This window comes from Caulobacter sp. GSs2 (assembly GCF_058680895.1).
Window position 1 is genome coordinate 738417 of sequence record NZ_CM178725.1, and the last position, 22557, is coordinate 760973.

Consider the following 22557-nt stretch of genomic DNA (forward strand, 5'->3'; position numbering starts at 1 on the left):
GATCGCGCCGGCCCTGCCGCTAGGGTAGCGCGAACAGCCGTTTGAGAGATCCGCCATGGCCGAAGCCTTCATCTGCGACGCGATCCGCACCCCTATCGGCCGCTATGCCGGAGCCCTGGCGTCGGTCAGGGCCGACGACCTGGCCGCGGTAACCTTGCGGGCGCTGGTTGCGCGCAATCCCGGCGTCGACTGGAGCCTGGTGGACGACGTGGTGCTGGGCTGCGCCAATCAGGCCGGCGAGGACAACCGCAATGTCGCCCGCATGGCCGCCCTGCTGGCGGGCCTGGGAACCGAGGCCTCGGGCTCGACCATCAACCGCCTGTGCGGCTCGGGCCTGGACGCCGTGGGCGTGGCGGCGCGCGCCATCAAGTCGGACGAGGCCCAGCTGATGATCGCCGGCGGCGTCGAGAGCATGAGCCGCGCGCCGTTCGTGATGGGCAAGGCCGACAGCGCCTTCTCGCGCAATGCCGAGATCTTTGACACCACCATCGGCTGGCGGTTCGTCAACCCGGCCATGCGCAAGGCTTACGGCGTCGACTCGATGCCCGAGACCGCCGAGAACGTCGCTGACGATTACGGGATCAGCCGCGCCGACCAGGACGCCTTCGCCCTGCGCAGCCAGGCCCGCGCCGCAGCGGCCCAGGCCAGCGGCCGCTTCGACGCCGAGATCGTTGCGGTCAGCATCGCCCAGCGCAAGGGCGACCCTGTGGTGGTCAGCAAGGACGAGCACCCGCGCGCCACCACGATCGAGGCCCTGTCGGCCCTCAAGCCCATCGTCCGCCCGGACGGCACCATCACCGCCGGCAACGCCTCGGGCGTCAATGACGGCGCGGCGGCGCTGATCATCGCCTCGGAAGAGGCGATCAAGCGCCATGGCCTGACGCCCCGCGCCCGCATCGTCGGCTCGGCCGCAGCCGGCGTCGCGCCGCGCATCATGGGCTTTGGTCCCGCTCCCTCGACCCAGAAGCTGCTGGCGCGCCTGGGCCTGACCATCGGCCAGATGGACGTGGTCGAGCTGAACGAGGCCTTCGCCGCCCAGGGGCTGGCGGTGCTGCGCGCCCTGGGCCTCCCCGACGACGGCGAGCACGTGAACCCCAATGGCGGCGCCATCGCCCTGGGCCATCCCCTGGGCATGAGCGGCGCCCGCCTGGCCCTGACGGCGGTTGAAGAGCTGCATCGCCGCAAGGCCCGCTATGGCCTGGCGACCATGTGCATCGGCGTGGGCCAGGGCATCTCGATGGTGGTGGAACGGGTCTAGCCGTTTGAGCGGTCATCCCGGCCACGCTCGACGTGCGCCGGACTGACAAGCTTTGGTTGCGCGTGACAACGGCGCTTCCCCCTGCTCATCTGGACCCTCGCCAACCGTGAGCGTCCGCATGCCCCTTCGCGCCGTCCTTCTTGCCCTGACCCTGACAGCGCTGGCGACCGGCGCCCACGCCCAGCATGTCACCGGCGGCAGGCTGGTCCCGGCCAAGGCCGACGCCGACGGGATCAGGGCCTGGAAGGGCTTGCCCTACGCCGCGCCGCCGGTCGGCGCCTTGCGCTGGAAACCGCCGGCGCCGGTGGTCGCCTGGAAGGGCGAGCGGGCGACCGACCGGTTCGGGCCCAACTGCGCCCAGCCCAAGGTCTATAACGACATCGACCCCTACACCCCCGCGATGTCGGAGGACTGCCTGTATCTGAACGTCTGGAGCCCGGCCAAGACGCGCGAGTCGCTGCCGGTGTTCTTCTGGATCCATGGCGGCGGCTACGGCGCGGGCTCGGGCGCCGAGCCACGCCATGACGGCGTCGCCCTGGCGAAAAAGGGCGTGGTGGTGGTGACCATCAACTATCGCCTGGGCGCCTTCGGCTTCCTGGCCCATCCGGCGCTGACCCGGGAGTCGCCCAACAGGGCCAGCGGCGACCAGGCCCTGGCCGACATGATCGCGGCCCTGCGCTGGGTGCAGGCCAATATCGCCCTGCTGGGCGGCGACCCCGACCGGGTGACCATCGCCGGCGAATCGGCGGGATCGGACGCCGTCAGCCGGCTGATGGCCTCGCCCCAGGCCAGGGGCCTGTTCCAGCAGGCCATCGGCGAGAGCGGCTCGGCCTTCGGGACCCTGGGCAAGGACGAGACCCTGGCGATGGGCGAGGCCAACGGCCTGGCCCTGGGGCGCGCCCTGGGCGGCGACAGCCTGGCGGCCATGCGCCGACGCTCCACCGAACAGATCCTTGCGGCCGTGACCGCACCGACCGCGCGCTTTGCCTTCCGCCCGATCCTCGACGGCTGGATCCTGCCCAGCAGCGCGGCCGAGATCTTCGCCGCCGGGCAGCAAAGCGACGTGCCCCTGCTGGTCGGCTGGAACCGTGATGAAGGCAGCCTGCTGGAAGGCGGGGTCTTTGCCGGCCGCACCCTGCCCGAGGCGCTGAAACTGACCTTCGGCGACAACGTGGCCGAGGCGGCGAAACTCTATCCCCACGACACGCCCGACCAGATGGTCCGCTCACGGATCAACTTCGCCGGCGACGCCTGGATGGGCCTGCCGACCTGGTCATGGGCCGTGGCCCAGACCCGCACCGGCAAGGCGCCGGTCTATGCGTTCCGCTTCGATCACGCGCCAAAAACGCCCGACGGATGGTTCGGCGAGGGCCATCGCGGCAAGTCGCTGGGCGCGTTCCACTCGGCCGAGATCGTCTATGTGTTCAACCATCCGGACAATGGCGGGGCCTGGAGCGTTGACGACACCGACCGCCGCGTGGCCGACGTGATGTCGTCCTACTGGGCCAATTTCGTGAAGACGGGCGATCCCAACGGTCCCGGCCTGCCCGTCTGGCCGGTGTATGATCCCGAAGGTGACGCGCGAAAGCTGATCATCGACGCCGACACCCGCGTCATCGCCGATGACGACCAGCCCCGCCTGAAGTTTCTGCAAGCCGAGGCGCGCCGGGCCCGGCGCTGAGCGGCAAACTTCGCTAGTGACAACGCTGTCAGGTTAGCGCTAACCTGGACGTGAAGGCGCGCGGCTACGACGCGTCGGCAAGCAGGGAAGATGCGCATGACCAGGATCAACAGGGCCCTGACGGCCATCGTCCTGACCTTTGCCTTTGGCGCAAGCGCCTGGGCCGAAGACGCCGCTGGGCCGATCCGCCTCAACCAGTTGGGCGTCGAGACGACAGGTCCCAAGCGCGCCATTCTGGCCGATCCCTCGACAAGCCCCATGGCCTGGACCCTGCGCGACGCCAGGGGCGCGAGCGTGGCCAGCGGCCAGACCAGGGTGTTCGGCGCCGACGCCGCCTCAGGCGACCATGTCCATCAGATCGATTTCAGCCACTTCAAGGGTTCGGGCGACGGCTATCGCCTCAGCGTCGGCGCAGCCCAGAGCCGGCCCTTCGCCATCGCCGGGCGCCTCTATGGCGCGCTGAAGGGGGACGCCCTGGGCTTCTTCTATCAGAACCGCGCCAGCATTCCGATCGAGGCGCGCTTCGTTCAGCGCCCTGACCTGGCCCGCCCGGCTGGCCACGCCCCCGACAAGGCGACCTGCTTCAACAAGGCCGACGAGCGCGGCCAGGTCTGGGCCGGCTGCGACTATACGCTGGACCTCAGCCGGGGCTGGTACGATGCGGGCGACCACGGCAAGTACGTCGTCAATGGCGGCATCTCGGTGTGGACCCTGCTGAACGCCTACGAGCGCGCCCTCGTGCTGGGAAAGGCCCCGACCCTGGCCGCCTTCGCTGATGGCAAGGGCAAGATTCCCGAAAACGCCAACGGCGTCTCCGACCTGCTGGACGAGGCCCGCTGGGAGATGGATTTCCTGCTGGCCATGCAGGTTCCCGCCGGCAAGACCCTGGCCCTGCCCGTCGGCCATCAACAGGTCGGCCCGGCCGGCCGACTGGTCCTGACGGATCTGGACGCCTCGGGCATGGCCCATCAGCGCCTGGCCGATGAGCGCTGGACCGCCCTGCCCACGGCGCCGGCCGACGACAAGGAAGTCCGCTACCTCTATCACCCCACCACCGCCGCCACCCTGAACCTGGCCGCCACGGCGGCCCAGGCCGCGCGGATCTGGAAGACCATCGATCCAGCCTTCTCGGCCCGCTGCCTGGATGTCGCCAGGCGCGCCTACGCCGCCGCCCGGCGTAACCCCGAGGTCTACGCTCTGGGCGCCTTCACCGGCAGCGGCGGCTATGGCGACGGCAATGTGGAGGACGAGTTCTACTGGGCCGCCGCCGAGCTATACGCGACGACGGGCGCCGCCGACTACGAGACCGCCCTGCGCGCCTCGCCGCTGTTCCTGGCCGGGCCCTCTGCGTCAGGATTGGCCGCAGGCGGCAGGCCGACCGGCGACATTGGCTGGCCCTCGGTGGGCGCGCTGGGAACCGTGACCCTGGCGCTGGCGCCCAATGGTCTGAAGCCCGCCGAGATCGCTGTGGCGCGCGCCAATCTGGCCGCCAGCGCCGACCGCTATCTGGAGGATGGCGCCCGCCAGGGCTATGGCCTGCCCTATGCGCCCAAGGGCTATCCGTGGGGGTCGACCTCGTCGGTGCTGAACCGCGCCATGGTGCTGGGTCTGGCCGCCGACTTTACGGGCAAGGCCGCCTATCGCAACGGCGCGGTGGACGCCATGGACTGGATCCTGGGCCGCAATCCTCTGGATCGCTCGTTCGTCACCGGCCATGGCGCGCGACCCATGCGCAATCCGCACCACCGCTTCTGGGCGCATCAGGCCGACGCCCGGTATCCCGCCCCGCCCCCCGGCGTGATCTCAGGCGGCCCAAACTCGACCAACATGAGCGATCCGGTCGCCCAGGGCATGAAAGGCCAGTGCGTACCCCAGACCTGCTGGACCGACGACTATCGCACCTTCACCCAGAACGAGGTGGCCATCAACTGGAACGCGCCGTTGTTCTGGGTCGCGGCCTGGCTGGACGAACCGGCCCGCTGAGGCGCGCGCAGACGGGCCAGGCTGCGCGACACTTTGTCGCTGAAACTGGAATATCTTCGTTCACCCTGCGGGTCGTATCTGAGACGCTAAGCGGCCGGGGCGAGAGCTGGAATGCGATCTGAAGGAGCGGAGGACAGGCCTCGGGGCGACCCCCTCAAGCTCGCGCTGCTGGGGCAAGCGCATCGCAACAGCCTGGCGACCATGGCGGTTCAGGCCGCCTCTGCGGTCGGACTGACCCTGCTCGCACTCCCCGCAGAACGCCCCTTTCACGTGACCTGGCTGGCTGTCGTGCTGGCCCTGCTGGCGGCCCGCCTGGTGATCAACCACCTGCTGGGCGCCGCCCTGGCGGGGCGGCTCCTGACCAAACAGCTTTGGCCGCTGGCGCGTCTTCACAGTACGGGCCTGGTCCTTAGCGCCGGGCTGTGGGCGCTGCTGGCCGGCATGCGTATTCCGATCGACAGCCCGGTTTCGCGCTATGCCCTGATCGTGGTGCTGTCGGCCCAGGCCGGCGGGGCGGTCGGCATTCTGTCGCCTCAGAAATGGGTCGGACGGACCTATATCACTCTGGTCCTGGTCCCCGCCTCCATAACCCTGATCACCCTGGGCGGCGTAGACGCGACCCTGGGCTTCCTGGGCGCGGTGTTCTGGGTGGTGATGGTGGTCGCTCATCGCAACAACCACGCTCTGCTGGTCGACTGTCTGCGGCTGCGCGACGAGAACCGCGAGTTGCTGGCGGATATCAACCGACGCAACCACGACACCAGCCTGCTGAACCGCGACCTTGAAAGGCGTGTGCGCGTCCGCACCGAGCAACTGGAGCGTCTGTCGGAAGAAGCCCAGGTCGCCAATCGCGCCAAGTCGCAGTTCCTGGCCATGGTCAGCCACGAAATGCGCACCCCGCTGAACGCCATCCTGGGCGAGGGTCAATTGCTGGCGCGCGAAGCGCTGACCCCGCCGCAACGCCAGCGCCTGGGGGTGATGAAGACCGCCTCCCGCGTCATGCGGCAACTGATCGACGACATCCTCGACATTTCCCAGATCGAGGCCGGCGGATTGCAGTTGCGGCTGAACGTGTTCTCGCTGGAAAATCTGGTCAGCGATATCCGGGAACTCCACCAGCCCTTGGCCCGGGAGCGGGGCCTGTCCCTGACCATCTCCCTGCAACCCGATCTGGCGCGCTTCCGACGCGGGGACGGCGACAGACTGGCCCAGCTCCTCGCCAATCTGATCTCCAACGCGCTGAAGTTCACACGGCAGGGCGGTGTCACGGTCAAGATCACCGGCGACGACCATCGGCTGCAGATCGCCGTGATCGATACGGGCATCGGCATCGCCGCAAAGGACCACGAAGCCATTTTCGAGCGCTTCGTTCAGGTCGACAACTCTTCGACCCGTCGGGTCGGAGGGATCGGGCTGGGCCTGGCCATCTGCCGCGAGATCTCCGAGCGCATGGGCGGTTCGCTGAAGGTCACATCCGCCCTGGGCATCGGCGCGCGGTTTGACTTCGAAGCGCCCGCCCCGTCGGTGATCTCTTCCGAAGCCCCGATCGAGGACGAGGTCGGCGAGTTTGCCGGCGAGGCGCCCGCTTCGCTTCTGGTGGTGGACGACAACCCGGTCAACCGACGCATCCTCGCCGCCCTGGTCGAACCCTTCGGCGTCACCTGCGGCTTCGCCGTCAGCGGGCGTGAAGCGGTGGCGGCCTGGCGCGCCCAGCCCTGGGACGCGATCTTCATGGACGTGCATATGCCCGACATGGACGGCGTCGAGGCCACGCGGACCATCCGCCGCGAAGAGGCCCTGGCCGGCGCCGCCCGGATCCCGATCATCGCCGTCACCGCAAGCGTGCTGAACCACGAGGTCGAAAGCTATCTGCGGGCGGGAATGGATGGCGTCCTGCCCAAGCCCATCGAAGCCGCAGCCCTGGCGTCAACCCTGTCGCAGTGCGTGGCCGCCGCAGCTTAGGGCGCATCGCGCCTGCATCCAAACGCCCAGGCCCATCGGCAAGACGCCGTCGCGGTGAGCGGCATTCGGCAGTGGATAGCGCCAGACGATTGGACCGTCGCCGGCGGTTCACGCTACTAATGACACTGCAAATGCCATAAAAGACCCAGCGCGATCAACGCAGCGAGAGGCGGGCGCCGATGCTCATCGTTCACGGGCTGGATTTGTCCTATTTCACGGGCAAGCTTGAAGGATATCTGCGCGCCAAGGGCCTGCCCTACCGCCTTCAGGAGATGGATACGGCCGCGTTTCGCGCCTTGGCTCTCAAGACCGGCGTCCGCCAGATGCCCCAACTGGAGCTGCCCGATGGCCGCTGGATGACCGATACCCCGGTCATCATCGACCACTTGGAGGCTGACCATCCCCTGAGCTCCCTCACACCGACCGACCCCGCCCTGGGCTTCCTCGCGGCGTTGATCGAAACCTATGGCGACGAGCACCTCTGGCGACCGGCGCTCTACTATCGCTGGGCCTATCGGGCAGACGCCCAGCTGATGAGCGGTCGACTGGCTGACGGCATGTTCCGCGACATCCCCCTGCCCAGGGCGCTGAGACGCCAGGCCGCACTGCTGCGGCAAAGGTCCGTCTATCTGGGTGGTGAGGGCGTGAACCGGGCTAATCGCTTCCGCGTCGAGGCGGACTATCTCGACACGCTCGACGCGCTGGACAAGATCTTCGCGCGGCGGGACTGGCTGCTGGGCGAAGCGCCGACACGGGCGGATATCGGACTGTTTGGGCCGCTGTTTCGGCATTTCGCCTGCGACCCGACACCCGCGGGGATCATGCGCGCGCGTGCCCCGTCGGTCGCCGCCTGGGTCGCGCGACTATGGGCCCTGAAACCCGACCCCAGCCGCTCCGCAGCCCCTTTGACGCGCGCGCCGGACGATCTGGGGCCCTTGATGGATCTGATCGAAGACCGCTTTCTGCCCGAGATGGCCGCCAATCAGCAGGCTGTCAGCCACGGGGCGGCCCGCACGCACTACATCGGATCGGACGTCGCCTTCCAGTATCGCGCCAACGCCTATCGCGCCTGGCGACTGGGTCGGCTCCAGACCGCCTATGCTGAGCTGGACGGCGCCTCGCGACGGGCCGTCGACGGGCGCCTGGGGCCGCGCTCCCGCGAGATCCTGCTATCCGCAGCGGGGGGCGACGACGGCCGTAACGTGCCGTTAGTCCGTGATCGCTGGTGGAGACCTCTTGACCGGACGCCATGAAAGGCAGCCCGACGATCAACGCCCGCGCCGCAAACCCTTGCAGCGCTTGGAGCGGGCGATGGGAATCGAACCCACGACATTCTGCTTGGGAAGCAGACGCTCTACCTCTGAGCTACGCCCGCGAACCTGAGCGATTTCAAACCGATCACGTTCTCAAATCTGAGCGATTGGAGAGCGGTTTACAGCCTGGTTTACACAAACGTTCCGTGAGCTTTCCCTTAGCCCGTCTTCTCGGCGCGCTCAAGCTGATCCATGAGCTTCCCGGCTACATTCGAGGCAGCGACATAGTGCCTCTTGGTGTTTCCCGCGCGGGCTAGTTCCCACCCGACGATGCCCCCCATGTTTTCATTTGAGAAGCCGGCTGCCGCAAACCTCGTGACAGCTGTTCCCCGAAGATCGTTCAACCTGCGCCCCTGGCCGCCTCTGCTGCCCGAGCAAACGCCTGCGTCAGAGCGTCAGGTTTCCACGGTGTCTTTCGAGGGATGACGAACATGAAGGCGGAAGACATCACGGAAGAACAGATCATGGGGATGATCCCGCCCCTACGGCGTAGATCAGCCGCTCTTCTCCGGGCTCCAGGAGATCGCAAATGGCCCAGATGTATTTCGCTACTGAAGTCCGTCTTGGCGGCAATCTCCCGGGTTGAATAACCCTGGTCTCTCAATGCGCCGATCCCGCGGACCAACTCCAGTAACGCTTGTTGGCGGCGGGCCAGGTTCCCGACCAGACCCATTTGGACGTCAGAGACCGCTATCAGTCGCCAACGACCGCGTATGATATCCTTGGCTCGAACTCAAATCGCCTGATCCTCCACTGATTGAGAGACAGAACTTCCAGAGCGGCAACGGTCTCGCCTGGAAACGCTTCCTCGTTCAACTCGTCGAAGGCAATGACCGACCCCTTTGGCATCCGCGGCAGGAACAGTTCCAGAGCTTTCTTTGTGGGCGCGTAAATATCGAAGTCCAAATAGAGGAGACTCACAAGCAAATGTGGGTGCTCTTCTAAATACTTCGGAGCGGTTTCGTTGAAGTCACCCTTCACGACGGCGACCTTCGGAAAGTGATTAAGCATCCGATTTTGATCATATATTTCAACAGCCTTGAGAATGTCCTCATAGGCGTGCGTGGCGGAAAAGCCGTGCTGCTTTAGATGGGCGGACTTTCGATCCGGCAAGCCGAGCGTGTCCTCATCGGAAATGACTGGAAAGCCGCTAAACGTGTCAAACCCAATGATGCGCCGCTGAAAATTGTAGGGTTCCAGTATGGTGGAAAGCTTGGCGAAGCTCATCAGGCCGCCCCCGAACAAGACTCCACATTCCACGATTGAGCCGTGAACGTTCTGAACAAGCTTGAACAGTTCATAACGCGCCATAAACCGCGCCAAGGTCTGGCGGGGCACGTATTTGGAAAAATTCTCGAGCTTTTCCGTGGCCGACCCTTCGCTCTCGGAAAAATAGGCTTCCAGAGCGCGTCTGCCATCAACATCCGCGGATGTCTGTGTCCGCGGGTCGTGCATCGTCGGGGAAATGTCTTCGCCTGCGCTCATGCGATTTGGAACTCTTGAGAAACGTTGAGTGGACTGAAGTCATCGACGCGCAGGAAGTCGCCAAGGGTAGAACCGGATGCGCGACTGTCTATATTGGGGCCGCCGCGGCCATTTCGCAGATCTTCGATATTCACTGTCCGGAAATCGGTGCTGAAGCGGGTCGCGCCGGAGGTATTGGGCACTGTCGCGTGGAGTTGAGCCGCCGAAAACACTACCGCATCGCCCATCGCCGCTCCAAACCGGAATTCTTCCTCGGGCGTGATCGGCTCCAGAGGAAGCGGGTGTTTGCGGGTGTCCTGGCTGATCTGGCTGGTTGCCAGCGTCCTGCCGATTTTGACCCATTCACTATAGTCAAAGTCGGCCGAGGTGTTGGGCATCGCCCGATCCCAATAGTTGGCAAAGAACGCCATGGAGCGTTCCGGCGAAACGTCCCAAATGGGCAGCCACCAATTGATCTGCGCGGTCGGGCTTGAATACCAGATGTCGCGGTGCGCTTTGTAAGCATATGAAACGCCAGCCGACAGATAGTCGGAGTGAGGAACGACTCTCAGCCGAGGCAAGTCGAAATAGGTCGTCCGGGGATCCAAACCCTTTTCGATCAGATAGGCGCGAAGTCGCTCCTTTGTTTCCTCGGCGTTGGTGAAGCGCGTCTTCAACGGCCCAACGATCGCGACGAAAGATTCTACCGATAAGCTTTCTTGGGCATGTTCCGGGTCAAGATCGCCGAAAGCCTCGCCCACCAAACCCCGGGCGAATTGGCATAGAGCCAGGCTCGCGGGGGAAGCTGAGTACATCAGAATGCCGCCGGCCTGAGCGGCCCGGCGGCGCTCATCGTCGGACCCTGTCTGGTTCAGTATTACCTGCAGCATAGCGTGTCCTGTCCCCAGAAATAGCGAAACAATCCGGCAACCGCCTGCACCAAACTGCTCCGACCCTTTAACGCATAGATGCCAGATTCTACCACGGCCCCGCTTAAAGTTACGTGCTGGCTGATGGCCTGTCTACGAGCACACTCACGTGCCGCAACTGAAGATATCGTGCGCCAAGCATGGCCTCGATTTTCCTTGGAATAATCGGAAGCCGTCTTACCGCCTGCGGTCACCACACCGCTACGGGCGACGGGTACGACCATCCTCTCCTCGTGCGGCTTCGCGCTCTATGTGACCGTGTCGGTTCTCACACGCTGCAGACGGTGAAACCGGCTAGCCTCGGCTCTCGTCCTCGACCAGGCCCTTGCCCAGCACGGCCTTGAAATGGGCGATGGTCTTGGCCAGGCCTTCCTTCAGCTGGGTCCTGGGCTCCCAGTCCAGCGCCGACCTGGCCAGGGTGATGTCGGGCTGGCGCTGGCGGGGATCGTCCTGCGGCAGGGGCTTGCGCTCGATCACCGAGCTCGAGCCGATCTGGGCGATGGTCTGCTGGGCCAGCTCCAGGATGGTGAACTCGTTGGGATTGCCGATATTGACCGGACCGGTGAAACCGGTGGGCGTAGCCATCATGCGGATGAAGCCTTCGACCAGATCATCGACATAGCAGAAGCTGCGGGTCTGCTGGCCCTCGCCGTAGATGGTGATCGGCTGGTTGGTCAGGGCCTGGACCACGAAATTGCTGACGACGCGGCCGTCATTGATCGCCATGCGCGGGCCGTAGGTATTGAAGATCCGCACCACCTTGATGTCGATGCTGTCCTGCCGGAAGCTGTCGAAGAACAGGGTTTCGGCGCAGCGCTTGCCCTCGTCATAGCAGGCGCGCGGGCCGATCGGATTGACCCGGCCCCAGTAGCTTTCGACCTGCGGGTGGATCTCGGGATCGCCATAGACCTCGCTGGTCGAGGCCTGCATCACCCGGGCCCCGGTGCGCTTGGCCAAGTCCAGCATGTTGATCGCGCCCAGGACATTGGTGCGCACGGTCATCACCGGATCGTACTGATAGTGAATCGGGGAGGCCGGGCAGGCCAGGTTGTAGATCTGGTCGACCGGAATGAAGATCGGATGGTTCACATCGTGGTTCACGAACTCGAAGTTCGGGTGATCCAGCAGGTGAGCGATGTTGTCCTTGCTGCCCGTGAACAGGTTGTCCAGGCACACCACCCGGTCGCCCCGCGCGATCAGCCGATCGCACAGGTGAGAGCCGACAAAGCCGGCCCCGCCCGTCACCAGGATACGAAGAGCGGTGTGTTTCTTGGCGGCGGTCTGGGCGGACATGACGGGTCTCTGCGGCGCGATCTTCACCGTGGTCTGATGTGCGTAACGGGTCTCGCCCCCCGGCTCAACCATCGCCTGCGGCGACGGATGCGACCGACCGGCGCACCCGCCCTCTCGCGGCTAGTTCACCCGCTCGGTCTGGACGCCCAGCGTCGCCAGTTGCACCTGCAGGCTGTCGGCGCCGACCAGGTGTCCGGCCCCGACCGCGACGAAACTGACGCCCGAACCGGCCAGCTTGGTCTTCAGCTGCCTGGCCCAGTCGCGATTGCGGTCGGTCAGCAGCACGCCATAGACCTCGGCATAGTTGGTCTTCATCTCGGTGATGAACTGCTCCTCCAGGGCCCGGGTGTCGCCGGCCGCCCAGGCCAGGACCATGCTGTCGATCTTGGCCGGGCCGGCCTCGGCGTCGTCCAGGGTGGCCCGCAGCATCTCGACCTCGGTCTTGGTCGGCATGTCGGCGAAGAAGCGGATCTGCTGTTCGGCGGTCTCCAGCGATGAGGCCGGCTTGCCCGCCGCCTTCATCTCGGCCGACACCACCTGCTCGACCCCGCTGCGCGGATCATAGCCGGCCTTGATCACCGGCAGCATGGCCAGAGAGATCGAGGCCAGCCAGGGTCGCATGACCTCCATGGCCTGGGGCGGCATGCCTGCGGCCTGGGCCAGACCCTGGGCGCGCTTGAGGTCCTTGGGCGACAGCTTCTGCGACAGCGGGGTGGCGCGATCCAGGCCGTACTGCATGACCAGCGGCTGCATGACCGCAGGGTCGTCGGCGCCCAGAACCTCGATCACCAGATCATCGCTGGCCTTCAGGGCCTGATCGATGCGGGGCGAGCGCCACTGGGTCTCCGGCTTCAGCACGTGGATCGTCCCGAACAGGTAGATCGTCGAGTCCTGGTCCTTGATCACCCAAAGGGCGGGCTCGGCGGCGGCCGGGGCGGCGAGGCCAAGGGCCAGGATGGAAACCAGGCCGATGAACGCCCGGCGGGCGGGCTGGAAGACGGTGCGGAGCATGTGATTCTCTGTACGGATGCGAGGAAGAGTTAGGGGGGAAGCCTCGCCAGGCGCAATCAGGCCCGGCGAAGGCGGCTATTTCAGGAAGCGCTCGACCGCGGCGGCGAAGGCGGCCGGCTGGTCCAGCATGATGAAGTGAAAGGCGCCGTCGACGCGCTCCAGCCTGGCCCCGGCCAGCTTGGCGTAGGCGCCGGCATAGGTCTGGTCGACCATGGCCTGAGGCGCGCCCATGGCCGGATCATAGGGATAGAGCATCGTGGTCGGCGTGGTGACCGCGGCCAGCTCGCCGCGCATGTCCGTGGTCAGAACATCGTACAGGGCGCGCGCCACAACCGGTTGCGACGAGGTCCTGGACCAGTCCAGCGCGGCCTTCAGGCCCTCCGGCGACTTGACCAGGCGGGGCATGGTCATGGCCTGCTGGGCGGCGAAGGTCTCGGCCGACATGGCGGCCATGCCGTCGCGCATGGCGGTCGCCTGCGGCCTGACGCCCTCGACCGTGGCGGCCGGCGAGAACAGCACCGGATAGAACGGCAGGCTGTCGACGATCATCAGGCGGCTGAGATCCTCGGGATGGCGACGGGCCAGCATCAGGCCGGTCAGGCCGCCCATTGAGTGACCGATCACGGCGGGCGACTTCAGCCCGGCGCTCCTGATGTAGCGGTCGACGGCTTCGACCAGCGGTTCCAGCACCGCCCCTTCGGCATTGCCGCCGGCCGGCGCGCCGGCGAAACCGGCGACCTGAACGACATGGACGCGATAACGGCCCGACAACTGCTTGACCATGGCGTCCCAGACCGCGCCGGAGGAGGCCAGGCCCGGGATCAGCACCACGTCGGGCCCCTGCCCGCTGACCGTCACCGCGATGCGGTCGGAGGCCAGCGGCGCCGCGTGGGCGTGGTTGCCCCCGAATACGCCGGTGGCGGCGAGGATGGCCAGAATGATGATGGCGAAATGGAACCTGGGACGGGAGTTACACATGGTCTCAAAACCTTGGTGCAGGGGCGTGCGCGAGGCTTCAGCGTCGCGGAGCCGAGGAAAAACCGATAGAAGCGTAGGAATTCAGGCGGGCGCGTTTGGCCCTGCAGGCGGTGTCAGCCGTAGCCGCGCCGGACCGACACGACGGCGGCGACCAGCAGGTAGGTCCCCATCAGGATCGTGGCCGAGTCCCAGGCCGAGATGGCCGGGACCAGGCCCAGCTTCTCGGCGGCGGCCCAGCAGAACAGCGCCGCCTGCAGGACCCAGAAGCTGATCGCGCTGGCCTCGATCGTGATCTGGCGGATCAGTTCGTCGCCGCGACGCCAGACCAGCAGATTATAGACGGTCTGAACCAGAAACAGGGCGACAACCCCGCAAAGCACAGCGACGCCCAACGCCTGAGGCACGGGATCATAGAACAGGTGGGCCAGCACCGGCGCGATCATCATCGGTCCTGCCAGGAACAGCACGATCGCCTGCTGGCGGTAAAAGGTGATCTGGGACGGCGTCGCGGCGCGTCCGCTCTTCGGATCCAGAACCCATCCGGCGAGCTTGCCGCTGAGGCTGGCCAGTCCGATGAAGACCCCCATGGCCAGAAGCAGCGCGCCGATGATCAGAGCGCCGTGATCGGACCAGCCCAGATCATAGGCCGGTACGGGCCCCAGCTTGAGCAGCTTGCCGACGAAGTAGCCGACGACGCCGCCGACCAGGCCGCCCGCGATCAGCTTCACGGCGCGGACGGCGATCTTGTTGGAAGACATCATGACTCGGGTCATGGGATTTCTCCTTACGGACCGGCCCTAGGCCTCGTCCTGGAAGATGGCTTCGATGGGTTGGGCGAAGAGTCGGGCGATCTTGAAGGCCAGCGGCAGGCTGGGATCGTACTTGCCCGTCTCCAGGGCGTTGATGGTCTGGCGCGAGACCTCGAGGCGTTCGGCGAGGTCAGCCTGGCTCCAGTCGCGCTCGGCGCGCAGCACCTTGAGCCGGTTCTTCACTGGTACCTCCGGCGAACGAAGGGTTGGGCCAGGCCGAAGCTGCCGCAGAACAGCGGAAACACCAGATAGAGCGGGATGTGCGGCACGACGTCGGCGTTCTCCAGAAAACCCCACGCCGTGCAAGCCGACAGCGTGATCCCGACGCCCCACAGCATCGACTGGACCAGGACCGAGCGGATGAACTCGTCGGTCTCCTCGATCAGATAGAGGCCCATGATGGCGATCACCGCGATGACCGGGAACGCCGGGGCGATGGCCAGAATCCAGAGCAGCGGGCCGGTCGGATGAAGGTTGCTGATGGCCCACAGGGCGCCGGACAGCACGACGACATAGGCGAGCATGGCGGGAATGAACCGGGCGATGTAGCGGCGGCCGGCGGCGGTCGTTGACGTACTCATGTCGGGTCTCCTGTTTCTGGATCAGCGCTGACGCAGCCACCAACCGGCCCAGACCAGGCCATAGCCAACCAGCTGGGCCGTGAGCAGGGACACAAAGCCAAGCGTCGCCCACTCAAGAGGATCGCGTTGACCAAACATCGCGACCAGACGCTCGGCGTTGACCAGCACACCGATCGGCAACAGGGCCAGCATCCCGCCCGTCCCGCCCCAGAACCAGGCGAAGGTGTGCGCCGCCCGTGCGGCCTCGTCGATATTGCGCCAGTAGATGATCGACACCCAGAAGAGCGCCACGATAGCCGTCAGCGTCGCGCCAAAGACCAGCGGCGCCGGCAAGGTGACGCCCATGTCCTCCAGCATCGCGCTTCCCGCGCCGACGAAGCCGCCGAAAATTCCCGTGCCCAGCAAGATCTTCTGCGCCAGACCCTGGCGCGCCGCTTGGCGGCCAATACGCTCGTTTATGACAAGCACCCCTATCGAAATGACAAGGGTATTTGTCACATGCGCCCGCAGCATGTCAAGCGTGCTTATCTTTTTGTATGGGAGAGGCGACTAAATGTAAGGTCCGTCAGCTCTTCAGGCGGCCTTGGGCAGATCGAAAATGTCGCGGGTCTCGTCGCCCAGAACCCCACGCCAGTGAATGGCCTCGATTGTGTGGCGCTTCAGGGCTCGGGCCAGAACGCCCCGGCTTTGGCAGGTGCGCATTTCCCAGCCGTAGCGCGAGAAGCGGTCACCAAAGTCGGCCCAGCGGATAACCCGACCGGCGGCATCCTGTCGCCAGATGGCCTTGTCGCAAGCCGGGATGCGGGCGCAGGCCTCCCAGGCACGGATACGCATGGCGAGAATGGCGAAGGGGTCGCGGCGAGTTTTTGGCACGCTTGAAGCTCCGGCGGTCGATCGGCCAGAACGCGAAACGCGACTGATCTCTCCGCCCCCTCAAGCTATCACTTGCGGACAACAGGAGAAGGCCCACCACATCTAGTGTGACGCCGTGCCGCGCGACAGGCGATGCGACACCGGCTGCCTGAAAATCACTCTTTACCGGAGCGCCGAATCCGCTCCTCGCGGCTAGGTCCAGGCCTTGAAGTGCTTAGACAGTTTCAGACCCTGGCGCTGGTAGTGCGACCCGCCCTCGCCGTACAGCCGTACGGGCCGCGAGGTCAGGGGCTCATAGACCAGCCGCGCCACCGTCTGGCCGTCCTCCAACAGGAACGGGGTTTCGTGACTGCGCACTTCCAGCACGCCCTTGGAGCCGACAGCGCCGGCCTCTTCGGTGCCGAAGCCCGGATCGAAGAAGCCCGCATAGTGGACGCGGAACTCACCGACCGAGGGATCTATCGGGGTCATCTCGGCCGCTTCCATCACGGGGATCTCAATGTCGTCCTTGGAGGCCAGGATGTAGAACTCGCCGGGATCCAGCAGCAGCTCGCCATGACGGGTTTCCAGCGGCTCCCAGAAGTCGCGCGGGTCGTGGCCGTCCACGTGGTCCAGGTCGACAACGCCGGCGTGGCGACGTCCGCGGAAGCCGACAATGCCGCCCATGCCGGGCGACAGGTCGACACCGACGCTGCGGATCGACAGCTTGGCCGGCTCGCCGCGCTTGAGGCGCAGCTGGTTGAGGCGCGTGCCCGACCGCACCAGCACCGAGAAGGTCTGGGGCGCGATCTCCATATAGAGCGGCCCCTCATAGCCGGCGTCGACATCGTCAAAGGCGCGGCTGTGATTGGTCAGCAGGCGCACGAACACATCGACCCGCCCGGTCGAGCTCTTGGGATTGCCGCGCGCCGAGATATTGGCCGGCAGGGCCAGGCTTTCCTGCAGCTCGGCGATATAGACGCAGCCCTTCTCCAGCACCGCCCCCTTGGTCAGGTCCAGCTCGTGCATCGCCACGTCTTTCAGCCGCTCGGACACGCGCCGCCCAAGGCCCGGCAGGAACGAGGCGCGCACCCGCCAGGCGCGCGCGCCCAGCCGCAGGTCCAGGCTGGCGGGCTGCACCTGATCGACGTCAAACGGCGTCTGAGAGGTGATCGCCTCCTGGGCGATGAGGTCTTCGATGGTCTGGCAGGGCAGAATCCCTGCGGAGTGGGCGTCGGTCATTGGCGCGACAGTCGCTAAAGCTCGCCTGGAAGGCAAGGCTGGAGCGGCATCGGCTCGCCTTAGGCAATTCTGATGTTGAAATCAGGCCGCTCCGCCTTGACCGTGCGGGGCTCTGAACCCCTTATGCCGGCCTTTTCCGCGCCGAAGAAGGAACGCCCCGTGGCCGAGGACCCGAAGGACTGGGACATCGCGACCAAGCTGATCCGCGGGGGGCTGGCCCGGTCGCAGTATATGGAGACCGCCGAGGCGCTCTACCTGACCCAGGGCTTCACCTATGACAGCGCTGAGGGCGCCGACCGCCGCTTCTCCGGCGAAGACCCGGGCTTCGTCTATTCGCGGTTCAACAACCCGACCGTAAAGATGTTCGAGGACCGCTTGGCCCTGCTCGAAGGCGCCGAAGTCTGCCGCGCCCAGGCGACAGGCATGGCCTCGATCAACATGTCTCTGATGGGCCTGGTTCGCGCCGGCGACCACGTTGTCGCCGGTCGCGCCCTGTTCGGCTCGTGCCGCTGGCTGATCTCTGAGTGGCTGCCGCGCTTCGGTGTGGAAACCACCTTCGTCGACGCCACCGATCCCAAGGCCTGGGAAGCGGCCATGCGGCCCAATACCAAGGCCGTGCTGATCGAGACGCCATCGAACCCGGTGCTCGAGATCACCGACATCCGCGCCGTCTCCGAGATCGCCCACGCGGTCGGGGCCAAGGTCATTGTCGACAACGTCTTCGCCACCCCGATCTTCCAGCAGCCGCTGAAGCTGGGCGCCGATATCGTGGTCTATTCGGCCACCAAGCACATCGACGGTCAGGGCCGCGTGCTGGGCGGCGCGATCCTGACCAGCGAGGCGATCAACGAGGAATTTTACCGCGACGCCCTGCGCCATACCGGCCCGTCGCTATCGCCGTTCAACGCCTGGGTGCTGGTCAAGGGCCTGGAGACGCTGGACCTGCGCGTGCGGCGCCAGACCGAGACGGCTTTCGCCCTGGCCAATGTGATCGCCGAGCACAAGAAGACCCAGAAGGTGCTCTACCCCTTCCGCCACGACCACCCGGGCCACGACGTCGCCAAGTCGCAGATGACGGGCGGCGGCACCGTAGTGGCCCTGGACCTGGGCAGCCGAGAGGCCGCTTTCAAGTTCTTGAACGCGCTGGAGATTGTCGACATCTCCAACAATCTGGGCGACGCCAAGTCGATGGCCACCCACCCGCCGACAACCACCCACCGCTCGGTGCCCGAAGACCAACGTCCGTCGCTGGGCGTCACCGAAGGCGGCGTGCGCCTGTCGGTGGGTCTCGAAAGCCTTGCCGATCTGACGCGAGATGTGACCCGTGCGCTCGACCAGGCGTGAAACCTCCCCTCCGCTGCAGCGGATCCGCAAGCGTCGCGGCGCCGATGGCGGCATCTATGAAGCCCGCACGCGCGACATCGTCGTGCGCGTGGCGCCCGTCTACCTGCCCGAGGAATCCGCGCCCGAGGAAGGCCTCTATCTGTGGTCCTACACGGTGGAGATCGAAAACCACGGCGCCGAGACGGTGCATCTGGTCGCCCGCCGCTGGGCGATCACCGATGCGCTCAATCGCTGCAACGAGGTCGAGGGTTCTGGCGTGGTCGGCGAGCAGCCCGAGCTGAAGGCCCGCGAGGCGTTCCGCTACGTCTCCAGCTGCCCCCTGCCGACCTCGTCGGGCGCCATGCGCGGCAGCTACCAGATGATGACCGAGGGCGGCGACGTGTTCGACGCCGAGATCCCCGAGTTCTCGCTGCACCTGCCAGGCGCCGCGCGGCGGTATAACTAGAGGAAAGTCCTCCCCTGAAGGGGGAGGGCCTGACCCTAGCCCACCGTTTCCGGATCCACCGCATAGACCCGCGAGCAGTACTCGCACGTCACGTGGATCTTGCCGTCGGGCTCGACCATCTCGGCCTTTTCCGCCTCGGTGAACGACTGGATCACCACGGCGATACGGTCGTCGGTGCAGCGACAGAAGGAGCGCAGCGGCTTCTCCTCGATCAGACGCACGCCGTCCTCGTTGAACAGCCGCCACAGCAGGGTGGGCGAATCGATCGTCGGGTCGATCAGCTCGTCCTCGCCGGTGGTTTCGAAGAAGGCCTGGGCGTGGTTCCAGGCTTCCTTCGTCTCGCCGCGCGTCTCGTCGCCGGCGATGGACTGGATCAGGATGCCGCCGGCGCGCCACTTCAGACCCTCGCCGCTATCGGCCTGACCGACGGCCAGACGCACGCGGGTCGGGGTCTGTTCCGACTGCTGGAAATACTGCTCGGCGCACAGGGCCAGGGTCTCGCCCTCAATGGGCGTGACGCCCTGATAGCGGTCCATGTCGGGGCCCTGATCCAGGGTCATGATGAACACGCCGCCGCCCAGCAGGGTCTTGGCGCCCGGGCGCACGAACCCTTCCGAAGCCTTGGCAACCTCCTCGGCGTCGAACCGGCAATAGCCGCGCAGGCCGCCGCTGGTGTCGTAGTCGACCACCACATAGCGCACGGGGCCATCGCCCTGGGCCTGGACGATCAGCCGCCCCTCGAACTTTAGGCTGGAACCGACCAGAGCGGCCAGGGCGCAGGCCTCGCCCAGCAGGTTGGCGACGGGCTCTGGATAGTCGTGACGGGTCAGCACCTCGTCGACGGCGGCGCCCAGGCGCACAAGGCGGCCGCGCACGGGCAGGCCTTCGATCTGGAAGGCGGACACGATGTCGTCGAGGGCGGGCATGGCGGTGGTGTCGGTCATGGGGCGGTTAGATAGGAGCTTCCAACGAAAATGCGAGCCCCTAGATGCGTGGCCGCCCGACGGGACCGGACCCTATCCAATATGGGTACGCCAAGGGGTCAGGCCCATTGTCGTGAGTCGAGAGTCGGATCACCCCAGAGAGGTCGCCGCTTTTGCCCATACGCGGCGGCAAAGCTGGCCAGTGCTCAACCCCACCGGGCACTGGCCGGCGCCCTTCCCCGCCTTAGCCGATCGCGCCAAACGCCCAGGCCAGAACCGATTTCTGGGCGTGGATGCGGTTCTCGGCCTCGTCCCAGGCCAGGGAGCGCGGGCCATCCAGCACGGCATCGGTGACTTCCTCGCCCCGGTGCGCCGGCAGGCAGTGCAGGAACACGCCATCGGGGGCCGACAGGTCCATCAGCGCCTCGTCGACCTGATAGGGCTCCAGCGCGGCAAGGCGCTCGTCATGGTCGGTGTCGCCCATCGAGACCCAGGTGTCGGCCACGACCACGTCGGCGCCGCGCACAGCCTCCCTGGGATCGTCGGTCAGGCTCACCTGGCCTTGCAGGTCCTGGGCGCGCGCCAGATCGACCAGGTCGGGATGATAGACCGCCGGACAGGCGATCTTCAGCTTGAAGCCCAGCAGCGGCGCGGCGTGGATGAAGCTGGAGCAGACATTGTTGCCGTCGCCGACCCAGGCGATGGTCTTGCCGCCCACGTCGCCGCGATGCTCTTCGATGGTCAGCAGGTCGGCCATGATCTGGCACGGGTGGCTCTTGTCGGTCAGGCCGTTGATCACCGGCACGGTCGAGACCTGGGCGAAGCGCTCGACATCGGCGTGGCTGTTGGCGCGGATCATCACCGCATCGACCATCCGCGACAGCACGCGGGCGGTGTCCTCGATGGTCTCGCCGCGACCCAGCTGCATGTCGTTTGAGGTCGAGATGATCCCCGAGCCGCCCAATTGGCGGATCGCCGCGTCAAACGAGAAGCGGGTGCGGGTCGAGTTCTTCTGGAAGATCATCGCCAGAACGCGACCGTCGGCGGGCGCGTCGGCATCGACCCGGCCCTGGCCCCAGCCCTTGCGGGCGGCCTTGCGGGCCTTGGCGTCCTCCAGCATCAGGCGCAGCGTGACGCCGTCCAGTTTCCATAGATCGATGAAGTGCCGGGGGGTGGTCATATCGGCCAAATCCCAGAGCCCGCCCCGGCTGTCGCCGGAGCGGGTGATTTACAGTGTGAAGATCAGGCGGCCGCCAGCTTGACGCGCGCGGCTTCGCAGGCCTTTTCCAGCTTGGCGATCGCCTCGCTGGCTTCCTCGATGGTCAGGTTCAGCGGCGGCAGCAGGCGCACGCAGTTGTCGCCGCCCCCGGCCACCAGCAGCTTCTCGTCGCGGGCCAGGACCATGAACTCGCGGTTGTTCGGGATCAGCTTGATGCCGATCAGGAAGCCCTTGCCGCGGATGTCGACGATGACGTCCGGGAAGCGATCCTTCAGGCCGTTCAGCTGCTGCACGAAATAGCCGGCCACGGTCTTCACGTTGTCGAGAATCTCGGGCGTGTTGATCGTGTCGAAAGCCGCCTTGCCGACGGCCATGGCCAGCGGATTGCCGCCGAAGGTCGAGCCGTGGACGCCCACGGTCATGCCCTTGGCCGCCTCGGTGGTGGCCAGGCACGCGCCGACCGGGAAGCCGCCGCCCAGGGCCTTGGCCACGGCCATGATGTGCGGCTCGCCGCCGGGAGCCCATTCGTAGGCGAACAGCTTGCCGGTCCGGCCCATGCCGCACTGCACTTCGTCATAGATCAGCAGGACGCCGTGCTCGTCGCAAAGCGAACGCAGGCTGACCAGGCAGTGCTCGGGGATCGAACGCGCGCCGCCCTCGCCCTGTACGGGCTCGACGATGATCGCCGCCGTGGTCGGCAGGGCGATGGCGGCCTTGAGGGCGTCATGGTCGCCGAAGGTCAGCTGGCTGTAGCCCGGCAGGCGCGGGCCAAAGCCCTCGACATAGCTGGGATTGCCCGAGGCGTTGACCGCCGCATAGGAGCGACCGTGGAACGAGCCGTCGAAGCCGAAGATCTCGATGCGCTCGGGCTGGCCATTGGCGGTGTGGTACTTGCGGGCGGTCTTCAGCGCGCACTCGATCGCCTCGGTGCCCGAGTTGGTGAAGAACACCACGTCGGCGAAGCTGTGGGCGCACAGCTTGTCAGCCAGCTCTTCCTGCTCGGGGATGCGGTAGATGTTGGAAACGTGCCAGAGCTTGTCGGCCTGGGTCTTCAGCGCCTCGACCAGAACGGGGTGGGCGTGGCCCAGGCCGTCGGTGGCGATGCCCGCCACGCAGTCCAGATACACATCGCCGTCAGTCGAGAACAGGCGCGCGCCTTGGCCTCGCTCAAACGCCAACGGGGCGCGGTTGTAGACGCCCATGATGTGCTGCTGCGAAGACTTCGAAGACGTAGGGCTGGTCAAGACCGCCTCCCAAAAAGGAAACAAGC

The 22557-nt window shown here is 66.2% G+C and carries 21 protein-coding genes and 1 tRNA gene; 7 read left to right on the forward strand and 15 right to left on the reverse strand.

The annotated features are described in order from the left end of the window. Positions 1-55 precede the first annotated feature (55 nt). The 5 genes from pcaF (at position 56) to ACW17Z_RS03620 (ending at position 8137) form a co-directional block, all read left to right on the forward strand. Entirely contained in the window at positions 56-1258 is a 1203-nt protein-coding gene (pcaF, locus tag ACW17Z_RS03600; RefSeq protein ID WP_419317404.1) for a 3-oxoadipyl-CoA thiolase, read from the forward strand. A gap of 118 nt (positions 1259-1376) precedes the next feature. Then, positions 1377-2939 carry a carboxylesterase/lipase family protein gene (locus ACW17Z_RS03605; protein ID WP_492057574.1) on the forward strand — a complete coding sequence of 521 codons (1563 nt, stop codon included), beginning with the start codon at positions 1377-1379 and terminating at the stop codon, positions 2937-2939. 96 nt (positions 2940-3035) lie between these two features. Next, complete coding sequence (locus ACW17Z_RS03610) at positions 3036-4922, forward strand: glycoside hydrolase family 9 protein (RefSeq protein ID WP_492057575.1); 1887 nt, start codon at positions 3036-3038, stop codon at positions 4920-4922. A 111-nt stretch (positions 4923-5033) separates the two neighbouring features. After that, entirely contained in the window at positions 5034-6884 is a 1851-nt protein-coding gene (locus ACW17Z_RS03615) for an ATP-binding protein (RefSeq protein WP_492057576.1), read from the forward strand. A 179-nt stretch (positions 6885-7063) separates the two neighbouring features. After that, entirely contained in the window at positions 7064-8137 is a 1074-nt protein-coding gene (locus ACW17Z_RS03620; protein WP_492057577.1) for a glutathione S-transferase family protein, read from the forward strand. Positions 8138-8184: 47 nt separating this feature from the next. Here ACW17Z_RS03620 and ACW17Z_RS03625 read toward each other — a convergent pair. The 12 genes from ACW17Z_RS03625 to ACW17Z_RS03680 form a co-directional block, all read right to left on the reverse strand. Beyond that, positions 8185-8259, reverse strand: a tRNA-Gly gene (locus ACW17Z_RS03625). A gap of 631 nt (positions 8260-8890) precedes the next feature. Continuing rightward, positions 8891-9682, reverse strand: coding sequence for a TylF/MycF/NovP-related O-methyltransferase (locus tag ACW17Z_RS03630; protein WP_492057578.1), 792 nt, complete (start codon positions 9680-9682; stop codon positions 8891-8893). Next, positions 9679-10551: a hypothetical protein gene (locus ACW17Z_RS03635; protein ID WP_492057579.1), complete on the reverse strand. Its 873-nt coding sequence runs from the start codon at positions 10549-10551 to the stop codon at positions 9679-9681. Before ACW17Z_RS03635 ends, ACW17Z_RS03630 begins: the two co-directional genes overlap by 4 nt. Before the next feature lie 333 nt (positions 10552-10884). Continuing rightward, positions 10885-11883 carry a UDP-glucuronic acid decarboxylase family protein gene (locus tag ACW17Z_RS03640; protein ID WP_492057580.1) on the reverse strand — a complete coding sequence of 333 codons (999 nt, stop codon included), beginning with the start codon at positions 11881-11883 and terminating at the stop codon, positions 10885-10887. Positions 11884-12003: 120 nt separating this feature from the next. Next, positions 12004-12894 (reverse strand): TraB/GumN family protein, encoded by an 891-nt coding sequence (locus tag ACW17Z_RS03645; protein WP_492057581.1) that lies wholly within the window; start codon positions 12892-12894, stop codon positions 12004-12006. Between the two features lie 75 nt (positions 12895-12969). Next, entirely contained in the window at positions 12970-13872 is a 903-nt protein-coding gene (locus tag ACW17Z_RS03650) for an alpha/beta fold hydrolase (RefSeq protein WP_492057582.1), read from the reverse strand. A 113-nt stretch (positions 13873-13985) separates the two neighbouring features. Then, positions 13986-14645 carry a hypothetical protein gene (locus ACW17Z_RS03655; RefSeq protein WP_492057583.1) on the reverse strand — a complete coding sequence of 220 codons (660 nt, stop codon included), beginning with the start codon at positions 14643-14645 and terminating at the stop codon, positions 13986-13988. A 24-nt stretch (positions 14646-14669) separates the two neighbouring features. After that, the gene (locus tag ACW17Z_RS03660; RefSeq protein WP_492057584.1) at positions 14670-14864 is read right to left on the reverse strand and encodes a helix-turn-helix transcriptional regulator; all 195 of its coding nucleotides are present in this window, start codon (positions 14862-14864) and stop codon (positions 14670-14672) included. Beyond that, positions 14861-15262: a hypothetical protein gene (locus ACW17Z_RS03665; RefSeq protein WP_419317415.1), complete on the reverse strand. Its 402-nt coding sequence runs from the start codon at positions 15260-15262 to the stop codon at positions 14861-14863. Before ACW17Z_RS03665 ends, ACW17Z_RS03660 begins: the two co-directional genes overlap by 4 nt. Before the next feature lie 21 nt (positions 15263-15283). After that, positions 15284-15775, reverse strand: a complete 492-nt coding sequence (locus ACW17Z_RS03670; RefSeq protein ID WP_492057585.1) for a hypothetical protein — start codon at positions 15773-15775, stop codon at positions 15284-15286. Between the two features lie 60 nt (positions 15776-15835). Then, a complete protein-coding gene (locus tag ACW17Z_RS03675; protein WP_492057586.1) occupies positions 15836-16135 on the reverse strand; it encodes a hypothetical protein in 300 nt (99 codons plus the stop codon). 192 nt (positions 16136-16327) lie between these two features. Continuing rightward, entirely contained in the window at positions 16328-17356 is a 1029-nt protein-coding gene (locus ACW17Z_RS03680) for a 2'-deoxycytidine 5'-triphosphate deaminase (protein WP_492057587.1), read from the reverse strand. Between the two features lie 159 nt (positions 17357-17515). On the opposite strand from ACW17Z_RS03680, the gene metZ reads away from it, so the two are divergent. Together metZ and apaG are read left to right on the forward strand one after the other, a co-directional pair. Next, on the forward strand, positions 17516-18700 hold the full coding sequence (gene metZ, locus ACW17Z_RS03685) for an O-succinylhomoserine sulfhydrylase (protein ID WP_492057588.1): 1185 nt from the start codon (positions 17516-17518) through the stop codon (positions 18698-18700). Further along, a complete protein-coding gene (gene apaG, locus ACW17Z_RS03690) occupies positions 18681-19145 on the forward strand; it encodes a Co2+/Mg2+ efflux protein ApaG (RefSeq protein WP_419317420.1) in 465 nt (154 codons plus the stop codon). Before metZ ends, apaG begins: the two co-directional genes overlap by 20 nt. A gap of 35 nt (positions 19146-19180) precedes the next feature. Here the strand turns inward: apaG and ACW17Z_RS03695 are convergent, their stop codons facing one another. The 3 genes from ACW17Z_RS03695 to ACW17Z_RS03705 form a co-directional block, all read right to left on the reverse strand. Then, complete coding sequence (locus ACW17Z_RS03695) at positions 19181-20089, reverse strand: Hsp33 family molecular chaperone (protein WP_492057589.1); 909 nt, start codon at positions 20087-20089, stop codon at positions 19181-19183. 223 nt (positions 20090-20312) lie between these two features. After that, positions 20313-21248, reverse strand: coding sequence for an ornithine carbamoyltransferase (gene argF / locus ACW17Z_RS03700; RefSeq protein WP_492057590.1), 936 nt, complete (start codon positions 21246-21248; stop codon positions 20313-20315). 62 nt (positions 21249-21310) lie between these two features. Continuing rightward, a complete protein-coding gene (locus ACW17Z_RS03705; protein ID WP_419317426.1) occupies positions 21311-22531 on the reverse strand; it encodes an aspartate aminotransferase family protein in 1221 nt (406 codons plus the stop codon). Positions 22532-22557: the final 26 nt, after the last annotated feature.

Excerpts from the sequence above, each read along its gene's own strand:
- ACW17Z_RS03610 (WP_492057575.1), top strand. The coding sequence starts at position 3,036 with ATGACCAGGATCAACAGGGCCCTGACGGCCATCGTCCTGACCTTTGCC.
- ACW17Z_RS03655 (WP_492057583.1), bottom strand. The coding sequence starts at position 14,645 with ATGACCCGAGTCATGATGTCTTCCAACAAGATCGCCGTCCGCGCCGTG.
- ACW17Z_RS03650 (WP_492057582.1), bottom strand. The coding sequence starts at position 13,872 with ATGTGTAACTCCCGTCCCAGGTTCCATTTCGCCATCATCATTCTGGCC.
- ACW17Z_RS03635 (WP_492057579.1), bottom strand. The coding sequence starts at position 10,551 with ATGCTGCAGGTAATACTGAACCAGACAGGGTCCGACGATGAGCGCCGC.
- ACW17Z_RS03615 (WP_492057576.1), top strand. The coding sequence starts at position 5,034 with ATGCGATCTGAAGGAGCGGAGGACAGGCCTCGGGGCGACCCCCTCAAG.
- ACW17Z_RS03695 (WP_492057589.1), bottom strand. The coding sequence starts at position 20,089 with ATGACCGACACCACCGCCATGCCCGCCCTCGACGACATCGTGTCCGCC.
- ACW17Z_RS03680 (WP_492057587.1), bottom strand. The coding sequence starts at position 17,356 with ATGACCGACGCCCACTCCGCAGGGATTCTGCCCTGCCAGACCATCGAA.
- ACW17Z_RS03630 (WP_492057578.1), bottom strand. The coding sequence starts at position 9,682 with ATGAGCGCAGGCGAAGACATTTCCCCGACGATGCACGACCCGCGGACA.
- ACW17Z_RS03605 (WP_492057574.1), top strand. The coding sequence starts at position 1,377 with ATGCCCCTTCGCGCCGTCCTTCTTGCCCTGACCCTGACAGCGCTGGCG.
- ACW17Z_RS03640 (WP_492057580.1), bottom strand. The coding sequence starts at position 11,883 with ATGTCCGCCCAGACCGCCGCCAAGAAACACACCGCTCTTCGTATCCTG.
- argF (WP_492057590.1), bottom strand. The coding sequence starts at position 21,248 with ATGACCACCCCCCGGCACTTCATCGATCTATGGAAACTGGACGGCGTC.
- ACW17Z_RS03645 (WP_492057581.1), bottom strand. The coding sequence starts at position 12,894 with ATGCTCCGCACCGTCTTCCAGCCCGCCCGCCGGGCGTTCATCGGCCTG.
- pcaF (WP_419317404.1), top strand. The coding sequence starts at position 56 with ATGGCCGAAGCCTTCATCTGCGACGCGATCCGCACCCCTATCGGCCGC.
- ACW17Z_RS03665 (WP_419317415.1), bottom strand. The coding sequence starts at position 15,262 with ATGAGTACGTCAACGACCGCCGCCGGCCGCCGCTACATCGCCCGGTTC.
- ACW17Z_RS03620 (WP_492057577.1), top strand. The coding sequence starts at position 7,064 with ATGCTCATCGTTCACGGGCTGGATTTGTCCTATTTCACGGGCAAGCTT.
- ACW17Z_RS03670 (WP_492057585.1), bottom strand. The coding sequence starts at position 15,775 with ATGCTGCGGGCGCATGTGACAAATACCCTTGTCATTTCGATAGGGGTG.